General features: G+C 65.6%; 11 protein-coding genes. 3 read left to right on the top strand and 8 right to left on the bottom strand.

The window, feature by feature from the left end:
* The first annotated feature begins 294 nt into the window (after nucleotides 1-294).
* Nucleotides 295-1,317 (top strand): hypothetical protein, encoded by a 1,023-nt coding sequence (locus JWQ89_RS00905; protein WP_299637614.1) that lies wholly within the window; start codon nucleotides 295-297, stop codon nucleotides 1,315-1,317.
* A 59-nt stretch (nucleotides 1,318-1,376) separates the two neighbouring features.
* Here the strand turns inward: JWQ89_RS00905 and JWQ89_RS00910 are convergent, their stop codons facing one another.
* Nucleotides 1,377-1,544, bottom strand: a complete 168-nt coding sequence (locus JWQ89_RS00910; protein ID WP_299637616.1) for a hypothetical protein — start codon at nucleotides 1,542-1,544, stop codon at nucleotides 1,377-1,379.
* A 203-nt stretch (nucleotides 1,545-1,747) separates the two neighbouring features.
* Between JWQ89_RS00910 and JWQ89_RS00915 the strand changes: the two genes are divergently transcribed.
* On the top strand, nucleotides 1,748-2,266 hold the full coding sequence (locus JWQ89_RS00915) for a CAP domain-containing protein (RefSeq protein WP_299637618.1): 519 nt from the start codon (nucleotides 1,748-1,750) through the stop codon (nucleotides 2,264-2,266).
* A 165-nt stretch (nucleotides 2,267-2,431) separates the two neighbouring features.
* On the opposite strand, the gene glpK is transcribed toward JWQ89_RS00915, so the two are convergent.
* The 4 genes from glpK to JWQ89_RS00935 all read right to left on the bottom strand — a co-directional run bounded on the left by glpK (nucleotide 2,432) and on the right by JWQ89_RS00935 (nucleotide 6,035).
* On the bottom strand, nucleotides 2,432-3,922 hold the full coding sequence (gene glpK, locus JWQ89_RS00920; protein ID WP_299637620.1) for a glycerol kinase GlpK: 1,491 nt from the start codon (nucleotides 3,920-3,922) through the stop codon (nucleotides 2,432-2,434).
* On the bottom strand, nucleotides 3,919-5,448 hold the full coding sequence (glpD, locus tag JWQ89_RS00925) for a glycerol-3-phosphate dehydrogenase (RefSeq protein WP_299637622.1): 1,530 nt from the start codon (nucleotides 5,446-5,448) through the stop codon (nucleotides 3,919-3,921). The genes glpK and glpD overlap by 4 nt, the downstream gene beginning before the upstream one ends.
* Nucleotides 5,449-5,518: 70 nt before the next feature.
* Entirely contained in the window at nucleotides 5,519-5,797 is a 279-nt protein-coding gene (locus JWQ89_RS00930) for a BrnA antitoxin family protein (protein WP_299637624.1), read from the bottom strand.
* On the bottom strand, nucleotides 5,760-6,035 hold the full coding sequence (locus tag JWQ89_RS00935; RefSeq protein ID WP_299637626.1) for a BrnT family toxin: 276 nt from the start codon (nucleotides 6,033-6,035) through the stop codon (nucleotides 5,760-5,762). The genes JWQ89_RS00930 and JWQ89_RS00935 overlap by 38 nt, the downstream gene beginning before the upstream one ends.
* 154 nt (nucleotides 6,036-6,189) lie before the next feature.
* Here JWQ89_RS00935 and JWQ89_RS00940 point away from each other — a divergent pair, with 154 nt between their 5' ends.
* Complete coding sequence (locus tag JWQ89_RS00940; RefSeq protein WP_299637628.1) at nucleotides 6,190-7,125, top strand: AEC family transporter; 936 nt, start codon at nucleotides 6,190-6,192, stop codon at nucleotides 7,123-7,125.
* A 165-nt stretch (nucleotides 7,126-7,290) separates the two neighbouring features.
* Here the strand turns inward: JWQ89_RS00940 and JWQ89_RS00945 are convergent, their stop codons facing one another.
* From JWQ89_RS00945 to JWQ89_RS00955, 3 genes are all read right to left on the bottom strand, one after another.
* A complete protein-coding gene (locus JWQ89_RS00945) occupies nucleotides 7,291-8,100 on the bottom strand; it encodes a transglutaminase family protein (RefSeq protein ID WP_299637630.1) in 810 nt (269 codons plus the stop codon).
* Nucleotides 8,100-9,044: an alpha-E domain-containing protein gene (locus JWQ89_RS00950; RefSeq protein WP_299637632.1), complete on the bottom strand. Its 945-nt coding sequence runs from the start codon at nucleotides 9,042-9,044 to the stop codon at nucleotides 8,100-8,102. The genes JWQ89_RS00945 and JWQ89_RS00950 overlap by 1 nt, the downstream gene beginning before the upstream one ends.
* Before the next feature lie 165 nt (nucleotides 9,045-9,209).
* Complete coding sequence (locus JWQ89_RS00955) at nucleotides 9,210-10,628, bottom strand: circularly permuted type 2 ATP-grasp protein (protein WP_299637634.1); 1,419 nt, start codon at nucleotides 10,626-10,628, stop codon at nucleotides 9,210-9,212.
* Between the last annotated feature and the right edge of the window lie 364 nt (nucleotides 10,629-10,992).

Below are 10,992 nucleotides of genomic sequence, written 5' to 3' on the forward strand. Positions count from 1 at the left end.
GGGGGACCATGCGCAGCATGGTGGAGGGGGCGGCCGCCCCAACCGCGCCGAAACGACCCCCTCTCTTGCGATTTCTAAGGCTTAGCAAACGCTAAACCTAAGAAATCGCTTTCTCCCCCGCCGAGGGGGAGATGCCGTGGGGCGAGATCGTGCCACCCCTCATCTCCCCCCTGGCGGGGGAGAAAGCAGTTTCTTGGGCTTGGCAACGCCAAGTCCTTAGAAACTGCAAGAGAGGGGGTTGCGATGCCTCGGCTTGCGCCGCTAACCCTGTAGCTCCCGTCCCCCGGAGCCCCAATGGCCACCCTCGGCTTCGCCATCGTCGTCATCGCGACCGTCCTCTCTCTCCTCGTCACTTACTTCATCATGCGCCGCGCCGGCCGGCTTGGGCTGATGCAGGAGCCGAACGAGCGCTCGTCGCACACGAGGCCCACGCCGAGCGGCGGCGGCCTCGGGATCGTCGCGGGGGGCACCTTTGCCGGGTTGCTCGTCCTGCTGTTGTTGCCCTCGCTCGGCGTGCCGGTGCTGATGGCGGGCATCCTCATCGCCTTCATCGGCTACTACGACGATCGCCGGCCGCTGGCGGCGCGCTGGCGGCTCGGCGCGCAGGTGCTGCTGATGGGCGCCATCGTCGCGGTGCTGCCGCTCGAGCAGTTCGGCCCGGCCATCCCGGAATCGGTGTGGCTGGTCATCCTGACGCTGCTGGGCGCGCTGTGGATCAACCTCTTCAATTTCATGGACGGCATCGACGGGCTCGCCGCCTCCGAAGCGATCTTCCTCCTCGTTGGCGCGGCGCTGATCGCCTGTGTGTTCGAGCCCGGCATCGTCGATGATCCGCGGCTGTGGTGGATGCTCGGCCTCGCGGGCGCCTGCTTCGGCTTTCTGGCCTTCAACTGGCCACCGGCGCGCATCTTCATGGGCGATGCGGGCAGCACCTATCTGGGACTGATGACGGCCTTCTTCGCCTTCACCACGATCACCAGCTTCTGGCTCACCGTCTGGCAATGGCTGATCCTCGCCGCGCTGTTCCTCGCCGACAGCCTCACCACGCTGATCCGCCGCATCATCCGCCGCGAGCGCTTCTGGGAGGCGCATCGCCGCCACGCCTACCAGGCGCTGCAGCGCCGCTTCGGCTCGCACCTGAGGGCCACGCTGCTCTATATCGGCATCGATCTGGTGGTGCTGCTGCCGCTGGCCTGGCTCGCCGGAATGTATCCCGCGTGGGCCTGGGCGCTGGCGGCGCTGGTCTACGTGGTGCTGGTGCCGGCGGCGCTATGGGCCGGGGCAGGGGCCCCGCTTCAGGGCGAGCAAGAGTTGTGAGAGTTCTTGCCGTGCCATCCCCTTCGGTGCGTGGGAGATGTTCGATCGTCGACCGGAACTCAGAACCAGAAGCTGAGGAAGAACGCGCCGGCGCCGACGATGCTCAGTGACGCCGCGCAAGCTGCGAACAGCATGTTCCGGATGTAGTCGTTGTGGCGGTCCCAGTCGTACGCCGTCATGGCGCGCACGTCGAAATGACCCAGTTCCTGCTCGATCATGGAAAACACAGAGCCCCTCAACCTTGTGGACCAGAGGGTGCGCGCACTGCGCCGATCCGGCGACTGCTTTGCAAAGTCATGCTTAATTTGCTTCAAATGCGATGGGTTACCGAAAGGTAGCGCAACCGTGTTCGCCGCCCCTGGTTGACCGCCATGTCACTGCCACGTTTGGTCGCGCTCCTGCCGCGACCCCTATCTGGAACCCCTCGTAGATGATGCCTTTGCGCCGCGGCCTCCTGACCCTTGCCACGCTCGGCCTGCTGGCCGCCTGCACTTCCATCGTCCCGCCCGCGCCGGGCCCCGGCAATGCCAGCATCACCCCGATCCAGCTCACCCAGGCCGGCATCCTCGCGGCGATCAACGGCACCCGCGCCGCCAACGGCAAGCCGCCGCTGCGCTACAATATGCACCTCGAAAGCGCGGCGCGCTCGCAGGCCAACCTGATGGCCGCCAAGGACACGCTCTCGCACAACCTGGGCGTGAGCCTGCGCCAGCGCGTGACCAATGCCGGCTACGAGGGCGCGGTGGGCGAGAACGTCGCCGGCGGGCAGAACTCGCTCGATGAAGCCATCAGGGGCTGGCTCGCCTCCCCGGCCCACCGCGACACGCTGCTCTCGACCAAGTTCCAGGAATTCGGGCTGGCCGTCGCGACGGTGCCGGGTAATCGCAAGAGCGTTTACCGGACCTACTGGGCGTTCATCGCGGGCGGGCCGTATCAGGCGTGGAACTAGGGGCGGAGCCTCGGCTTCGGTGATAGCCGACCCCCACCCTGTCCCCTCCCCCTAAGAATGGGGAGGGAGACGAAAACACCGGCGTTGGTGTGGGGTCTCCCTCCGCATTCTTAGGGGAAGGGGACAGGGGTGGGGGTCCACCCGCATCCGACCCCTAAGTCCATGCTACGAACTGCTCAGCGTCCGCCTCACCGCATCCCGCCAGCCCTTGAGCTTGCGCACCCGCGTCGCCTCGTCCATGTGCGGATTGAACTGCCGATCCAGCGCCCAGCGTTCGGCAAAGCCCTTCTGGTCGGGCCACACCCCCGCCTTCCAGCCCGCGAGCCAGGCTGCCCCGAGTGCCGTGGTCTCGAGGATGGTCGGCCGGTCGACCGGCGTGTTCAGGATGTCGGCGAGGAACTGCATGGTGAAGTCCGATCCCACCATGCCGCCATCCACCCTCAGCACCGTGTCGCTGGCGCCCTTCCAGTCCTTGCGCATCGCGTCGATCAGGTCGCGCGTCTGGTAGCTGACGGATTCGAGCGCCGCCCGGGCCAGTTCGGCCGCGCCGGTATTGCGGGTGAGCCCGGTGAGCGAGCCGCGCGCGGCACTATCCCACCACGGCGCGCCGAGGCCCACGAAGGCCGGCACCAGGTAGACGTTCTGCGTCGGGTCGGCCTTCGCCGCCAGCGGCCCGGCATCGGAGGATTTCTCGAAGATCTGCAGCATGTCGCGCATCCACTGCACCGACGCACCGGCGATGAAGATGGCGCCCTCCAGCGCATAGGTGGTCTCGCCGTCGAGCCGGTAGGCGATGGTGGTGAGCAGCCGGTTCTTCGAGCGCACCAGGTCGGTGCCGGTATTGAGCAGCGCAAAGCACCCGGTGCCGTAGGTCGATTTCAGCATGCCCGGGCTGAAGCAGGCCTGCCCGATGGTCGCCGCCTGCTGGTCGCCCGCCGAACCATGGATCGGGATCGAGACGCCGAAAATCTCCGGGTCGGTGATGCCGAAATCGTCGGCATTGTCCTTCACCTGAGGCAGCATGGCGCGCGGGATACGGAAGAGCTCGAGCAGCTCGTCGTCCCAGTCGTTGGTCCGGATGTTGAACAGGAGCGTCCGGCACGCATTGGTGGCGTCCGTCGCGTGGCTGGCGCCGCCGGTGAGCCGCCAGATCAGGTAGCTGTCGACCGTGCCGAAGGCGAGCTCGCCCTTTTCGGCGCGCTTGCGGGCGCCCGGCACGTTGTCGAGGATCCAGGCGAGCTTGGTGGCGCTGAAATAGGGGTCGAGCAGCAGCCCGGTCTTCTTGTTGATCCGCGGCTCATGCCCGGCCCGCTTCAGCTTTTCGCAGGCTTTCGCGGTTCGGCGGTCCTGCCAGACGATGGCATTGTGGATCGACTTGCCGGTCTTGCGGTCCCAGACGATGGTGGTCTCGCGCTGGTTGGTGATGCCGATCGCCGCGATCTCCGAGGCCTTCACGCCAGCCTTCTTGATCGCCGTCTTGGCGCTCCACAGCACCGTCGCCCAGATCTCCTCGGGCACATGCTCGACCCAGCCGTCCTGCGGGAAATGCTGGGTGAACTCCATCTTCCCCAGCCCCGCGATCTGCTGGCGGTCGTTGAAGACGATCGCCCGGCTCGAGGTGGTGCCCTGGTCGATCGCGAGGATATTTCCGTTCATTGTGCCGCCCCTGCTCGCTTGCTTTCGAGGCGCGCGGCCATGTACCGGGCCAGTTCCGCCGTCTCCTCCGCGTTGAATCGCAGCCCCTGCTTGGTGCGGCGCCACAGCACGTCCTCGGCGGTGCGCGCCCATTCGCGATCCATCAGGTAGTCGACCTCCAACTGGGTTAGCGTGCCGCCGAACTGCGTACCAAAGTCGCCGGCTTTCTGCCTGTCGCCGATCAGGGTGGGAACAAGCGTGCCATAGGCGCGGGTCACGCGCCGAAGCACCACTGGTCCGAGCTTCGGATACATCCCCATGTGCTTTCTGAGCAGCGCCTCGAACCCGATGGCCGGAAAATCCCCGCCCGGCAGGTGCCCGGTCTTCGTCCAGCTCGGGCCCTTGGCCCCGATCAGCCCGTCGATCCGGTCGACCACCTGCTCGCTGAGCCGCCGGTGCGTGGTGAGCTTGCCGCCGAAGATGTTGATCAGCGGCGCGGCGCCGGCCTCGCCCTCGGTCTTCAGCACATAGTCGCGCGTCGCCTCCTGCGCGGCGCTGGCGCCATCGTCGAAGAGCGGGCGGACGCCCGAATAGGTCCAGACGATCTCGTCGCGCGTCACCGGCTTGATGAAATACTCGCTCGCCGCGGCGCAGAGATAGTCGATTTCCGCGTCGCTGATCTTCACCGTGGCCGGGTCACCCTCGAAATCCATGTCGGTGGTGCCGATCAGGGTGAAATCGCCCTCGTACGGGATGGCAAAGAAGATGCGGCCGTCGGCGTTCTGGAAGAAGTAGCAGCGATCGTGGTCGAAGAGCTTCCTGACCACGATATGGCTGCCCTTGACCAGCCGCACATGGTGCGCGTCGTGCCGGCCCATCGCCTCGACGATCACCTTGTCCACCCACGGCCCGGCCGCGTTGACCAGCAGCCGCGCCTGCGTCGTGCTGCGCCCGCCCGCCTCGTCTTCCATCTCGATAGACCAGAGCCCGCCCTCGCGCCGCGCCGAGGTCACCTTGGTCCGCGTCAGCACCGTCGCGCCCTTGTCGGCGGCATCGCGCGCGTTGAGCGCCACCAGCCGCGCATCGTCGACCCAGCCGTCCGAATACTCGAAGCCCACCTTGTAGCCCGGCTTCAAAGGCTTCCCCGCCTCGTCCTCCGTCAGGTCCAGTGTCTTCGTCGCCGGCAACAGTTTCCTGCCGCCGAGGTGATCGTAGACAAAGAGCCCCAGCCGCAGCAGCCACGCGGGCCTCAGGTTCTTCTCATAGGGGAGGACGAAGCGCAGCGGCCAGATGATGTGCGGCGCCGAGGCCCACAGCACTTCGCGCTCGGCCAGCGACTCGTGCACCAACCGGAACTCGTAGTGCTCGAGATAACGCAGCCCGCCATGCACCAGCTTGGTCGCCGCCGACGAGGTGCCCGAGGCGAGGTCGTGCATCTCGGCCAGCATCACCGAGTGCCCGCGCCCCGCCGCATCGCGCGCGATGCCGGTGCCGTTCACCCCGCCGCCAATGATGAAGATGTCGACGGGGGAAGGGGAGGCAGGCATGCATTCACCGCGGGGTTCGATCGCAGCAAGCGTTAGCCTGAGGCGAGTGTTTCGACAACCGGCGGGCGAACTACTTGGTGTGCGCTCTCACATAGGCCTTGAGCACATTTTGCATCCGCGTGATGTGCCCCTTGCCCTGCGATTTGAAGAACGCAAAGACCTCGGGGTCGAGATTCAGGCGAACCGACGTCGGGCGCTCCTCCGGGAACACGACCTGTGCATCTTCCCAGAAGCCCTCCGGCAGCTCTTCGCCGGGCAGATCTTTTTCTGAGATCGGAACGTAGTCACCCCGCTCATACATCTTGCGAAGCTCATCTTGAGAGTAGCGCTCGATATGCTTCTCTTTCACGTTCGCCGGCCTTCCAAGCTGAAATAATCCGTTTAGTGCCAAACCTGTCGGTTGAAACGACAACAAGCACCCTGCCTTTGAACACCCCGATCGAGATCACGCGTTCTTCGCCGTAGTCGCGGCGATCATCTATTCGGTCGATTGTGGGACCTTCAAAAATCTTGATCGCAACGCGAAAGTCCACGCCGTGCTTATCCAGGTTCGCCAGCCGCTTGCCGGCATCCCATTCGAAATCCATGACGTGCTGCACCCAATGCGTGGACTCTGCACGTCACGCGCAGACGGAAACTATGTACATAAATGATGTACATAAATCAAGTGCCCGCCCACTGATTTGTTGACCCCCGCCGCCATCCCGTGCACTACGGAACGTCTCCCCGCCCGGCCTCTTCATGCTTGCCATCCTCAACGTCATCCTGCCGGTCTTCGCGCTGTTGGCGCTGGGATATGGCGCCGTGCGGCTGCGGCTGTTTCCGAACGAAGGGGTGCGGGGGCTGATCATTTTCGTCAACAGCTTCGCGACGCCGTGCCTCCTGTTCCGCGCCATGCTGGACGCGGATTTCTCGACGACCTTCAACTGGGGCGTCATCGTGCCGTTCTACGTCGGCGGCGTCGTCGTTTTCATCGTCGGCATCCTGCTGTCCTCCCGGGTGTTCGGGAACAAGCCGGGGGAGAGCGTGGCGTCGGGTTTTTCGGCCATGTTCACCAACACCGTCCTCGTCGGAATCCCGGTGGTGCAGCGCGCCTACGGTCCGGAGGCGCTGGCCACCGCCTTCTCGATCATCGCCTTCCACGCCCCGGTGCTGATCACCGCCGGCATGCTGACCATGGAGCTGCTCCGCCGCGACGGCGCGCCGTTGCTGAAGACATTGGGCGTGGCGCTGGTGCGCATCGTCGCCAACCCCCTCCTCTGGGGCATCGCGCTCGGTGCCGCCGCCAACCTCATGCACATCAAGCTGATCGAGCCGGCGGAAGCCTTCGTCACCATCATGGCGGCGGCGGTGACGCCCGCCGCGCTGTTCGGCCTCGGCGGCGCGCTGAACGACTACAAGCTCTCGGAGAGCTGGGGCCAGTCGCTGACCATGTCGCTGCTGAAGCTGCTGGTCCAGCCGGCCATCGCCTGGCTCATCATGGTGCCGATCCTCCACATCGACCGCGACCTGGCGCGCTACGGCGTGCTGCTGGCGGCCATGCCCGCCGGCATCAATGTCTTCGTCTTCGCCACCTACTACAACCGCAGCGTCAACGTCGCGGCCAACACCATCCTGATTTCGACAGTGCTGTCGGTGCTGACGATCAGTGGGTGGCTGTATGTGCTGGGGCTTTAGGGCAGGGCCGGTGCAAGCCGACCCCCACCCCTGTCCCCTCCCCCTGAAGTAGGGGGAGGGAGACGCTCACACTGGCGTCGGTGTGTTGGTCTCCCTCCCCATTCTTAGGGGGAAGGGACAGAGGTGGGGGTCCACGCCATCGGGCCATCGTCCTCGACGTCCGCCCTACTGCGCCGCCTCGACACTCATCGCCAGCACCTGCGGCACGCCCACCGCCGGCACTGAGCGTACCGGCACCGTCGAGGTCGCGTCGAGCCCCACCGCCACCCGCACATGCCGGTCGGTCGGGCACACATCCAGCATCGCGTCGAACCCGATCCAGCCCAGCCCGTCGTCCCAGGCCTCGGCCCAGGCATGGAGCGCCGGCGGCTCGGCCTCGCTGCCGAACAGATACCCCGTCACATAGCGCGCCGGGATATCGAGCCCGCGCGCCGCGCCGATGAAGGCATGCGCATACTCGCTCGCCTCCGCTTGCGCGCCGCCGCCCGGCGACTGGCCCTGGCTCTGCCCGTCCTGCGACTGCGACTGCGATTGCTCCGCCCCGCCGATCACCTCCCCCACTCGCGCCATCAAGCCGTGCAGCAGCGCGATGCGGTCCTGCCCGGTGCGCGGCACGGTGCGGAACCTGCTGGTGATCGCCCCGGCAGCCCGCGTTGCCGCTGTCGGCCGCCGATAGAGCGCCGGCGGAATGTCCCCGGGCATCCGCCCGACCACGCCATTGCGATCAATGGTCTCCACCACCCCCGCGACGGAAATCACCAGCTCGGCCTCCGGCTTCACCTGGCTCACCAGCTGCGCCTTGTTGCCGAACCCGTCGACGAACTTCGCCGCCTCGGCAAAGCCGGGCATCTCGATCGTCCACTCGAGCACCGTCTGTGTGGGCCCCGACTGCGGCGTCAGCAGCACATGCTGCACGCTGCGGGCGACGCCGCTGCCGAGCGCGAGGCTCATCGAATGTCGGATGGAAATCTTCATCAGTAGAAATTGTAGCTTTCGGCGAGGGCGTCCGTCATCCGGTTGTTCCGGTCGATGAACTCGGTGAGGAATTCGTGGAGCCCGTGCTCGAAGATCTTGTCGACGCTCGCATCCATCAGCAGCGCCGTCACCGAGTCCGCCGCATCGTGCCCGGCGGTGCGCTCGCCGTAGATCTCCTCGAGCATGTCGATGGTGCGGTTGATCCACTGCACGCAGAACATCAGCGAGCGCGGCATCTCAGGGCGGAGGATCAGGTAGTCGGCGATGTTCCAGGCCCGATAGCGGTCATGGTACACATGCCGGTAGCTGCGATGCGCCGACGCTGCGCGCAGGATCATCGTCCACTGCTGGATGTCCACATCGCCGCCCACCATCGTGGCGCGCGGCAAGAGCACGTAATATTTCATGTCGAGAATGCGCGCCGTGTTGTCGGCCCGCTCGACGAAATTGCCGATCTGCGAAAACGCGTACCCCGCATCGCGGAGGAACGTGGAGAGCAGGGCGCCGCGATAGCGGTGGCTCACCTGCTTCACCCAGAACAGCAGCTCCTGGAGCTTTGCGCCCGTAATGTCGCGCGGCCGGATCGCCGAATATTCGAGCCAGGCCGCGTTGATCGATTCCCACATCTCGGTGGTGAGCGCCGTGCGCACCGAACGCGCGTTGGTGCGCGCCGAGAGCAGGCACGACTTCACCGAGGAATAGTTTTCCTCGTCGAACAGCATGTAGTGCGCGACGCTCCCGACATCGGCCTGCTTGTGCTTCTTGTGAAAGCCCTCGTCCGCCTCCGCCGCCTGCAGCATCGACACCAGGTGCTCCGATGCCCCACCCTCGCGGCGGGAGGTGAGGCTCATGCGATAGCCGACCTCGAACATACGAGCCATGTTTTCGGCCCGCTCGATATAGCGGGAGAGCCAGAAGAGATTCTGGGCGGTTCTACCGAGCATGTTTTTCGCTCCTTCCCCTCACCCGCCGAGCTGCGCTCGGCACCCTCTCCCTCAAGGGGAGAGGGAAGACCGTTGGGGCGAGTTGGTGCAGCGTCTCCCCTCTCCCCTTGAGGGAGAGGGGTGCCCGAAGGGCGGGGTGAGGGGCAGTCATCAGAGCCACGATCCTCATTCCTCCAGCACCCAAGTATCCTTCGTCCCCCCGCCCTGGCTCGAATTCACCACCAGCGAGCCCTTCTTCAGCGCCACCCGCGTCAGCCCGCCCGGCGTGATCCGGATGTCGTCGCCGCACAGCACATATGGCCGGAGGTCCACGTGCCGCGGCGCGATCCCGCGCTCGACAAAGGTCGGGCAGGTCGACAGCGCCAGTGTCGGCTGCACGATGTAGTTGTCGGGCCGGGCAAGGATCTTCTTTTTGAATTCCTCGCGCATCGCCTTGGTCGAGGCCGGCCCCACCAGCATGCCGTAGCCGCCCGAGCCGTGCACTTCCTTCACCACCAGCTCCTCGAGATTGGCCAGCACATAGGCTCGCTCGTCGTCATTGGTGCAGTTGTAGGTGGGCACGTTCTTCAGGAGCGCCTTTTCGCCCAGATAGAACTCGATGATCTCGGGCACATACACATAGACCGCCTTGTCGTCGGCAATGCCGGTGCCCGGCGCGTTGACCAGCGTGACGTTCCCTGCCCGATAGGCGTCGAACAGCCCCGGCACGCCCAGCATCGAATCCGGCCGGAAGGTGAGGGGGTCGAGGAAGTCGTCGTCGATGCGGCGGTAGATCACGTCGACCCGCTCGGGGCCGGTGGTGGTGCGCATGTAGACCTTGCCGTTCTCGACGAACAGGTCCTGGCCCTCGCAGAGCTCGGCGCCCATCTGGTCGGCGAGGAACGAGTGCTCGAAATAGGCCGAGTTGTGGATGCCCGGCGTCAGCACCACGAGATTGGGCGAGCCGTTGACGCCGGCCGGGGCGACGCTTTCCATCGTCCGGCGCAGCGTTTCGGGATAGGTTTCGACCGGCGCCACCTTGTAGCGCTGGAACAGCTCCGGGGCGAGCTGCAGCATCGCCTCGCGGTTCTCCAGCATGTAGCTGACGCCCGACGGGGTGCGGAGGTTATCCTCGAGCACATAGAAATCGTCGGGCCCGGTGCGCACGATGTCGACGCCGATGATATGCGAATAGACCCCGCGCGCCGGATCGAGCCCCATCATCTCGGGACAGAATGCCGAGTTGTTGAGGATCAGCTTCTCCGGCACCCGCCCGGCCTTCAAAATCTCCTGGCGGTGATAGATGTCGTGAAGGAACGCGTTGAGCGCCCGCACCCGCTGCTCGATGCCCTTCGACAACCGGCGCCACTCCAGCGCCGAGATGATGCGCGGGATGATGTCGAACGGGATGAGCTTTTCGGTGCCTTCATTGCTGCCATAGACCGCGAAGGTGATGCCCAGCCGCCGGAACAGGCTCTCGGCATCGGCGGACATCAGCCCCAGGGCCTGCGGCGGCTGCTCCTTCAGCCACTCTTCCAGGATATGGTAAGGGGCCCGGATCGAGGAATCCGCATTGTTCATTTCGTCAAAAGGCGTTGCGGACATTACTCCTACGGGGCTTGCGGTCTATCCCACTCGACAATCATTGGTACACTTTTGCTGAAAGCCCACAAGCGGGGTTCGGTGGGCTTGCAAACTCCGGTGCGAGCCGACCCCCGCCCCTGTCCCCTCCCCCCTGAAGAAGGGGAGGGAGACCCATACCGTGATGCCGCTGGGAGGGTCTCCCTCCCCAGTAGGGGGAGGGGACAGGGGTGGGGGTCCACAGCCACCGGTCCATCGATACCAATACGCCCCGAATTACGCCGACCCGTCAGCTGCCGCCTCCCTCCCCCTTGAGGGGAGGGATTGAGGGAGGGGGTGGTTCAGTGGTCCACCGATGGACCCCCACCCCCAACCCCTCCCCTCAAGG

Origin of the sequence: Devosia sp., assembly GCF_028290645.1 — a bacterium.
Taxonomy (GTDB): Bacteria; Pseudomonadota; Alphaproteobacteria; order Rhizobiales; family Devosiaceae; genus Devosia_A.

What these genes read in the sequence shown, in the direction of transcription:
- JWQ89_RS00905 (WP_299637614.1), top strand. Translation starts at nt 295, where the DNA reads ATGGCCACCCTCGGCTTCGCCATCGTCGTCATCGCGACCGTCCTCTCT.
- JWQ89_RS00915 (WP_299637618.1), top strand. Translation starts at nt 1,748, where the DNA reads ATGATGCCTTTGCGCCGCGGCCTCCTGACCCTTGCCACGCTCGGCCTG.
- glpK (WP_299637620.1), bottom strand. Translation starts at nt 3,922, where the DNA reads ATGAACGGAAATATCCTCGCGATCGACCAGGGCACCACCTCGAGCCGG.
- glpD (WP_299637622.1), bottom strand. Translation starts at nt 5,448, where the DNA reads ATGCCTGCCTCCCCTTCCCCCGTCGACATCTTCATCATTGGCGGCGGG.
- JWQ89_RS00935 (WP_299637626.1), bottom strand. Translation starts at nt 6,035, where the DNA reads ATGGATTTCGAATGGGATGCCGGCAAGCGGCTGGCGAACCTGGATAAG.
- JWQ89_RS00940 (WP_299637628.1), top strand. Translation starts at nt 6,190, where the DNA reads ATGCTTGCCATCCTCAACGTCATCCTGCCGGTCTTCGCGCTGTTGGCG.
- JWQ89_RS00945 (WP_299637630.1), bottom strand. Translation starts at nt 8,100, where the DNA reads ATGAAGATTTCCATCCGACATTCGATGAGCCTCGCGCTCGGCAGCGGC.
- JWQ89_RS00950 (WP_299637632.1), bottom strand. Translation starts at nt 9,044, where the DNA reads ATGCTCGGTAGAACCGCCCAGAATCTCTTCTGGCTCTCCCGCTATATC.
- JWQ89_RS00955 (WP_299637634.1), bottom strand. Translation starts at nt 10,628, where the DNA reads ATGTCCGCAACGCCTTTTGACGAAATGAACAATGCGGATTCCTCGATC.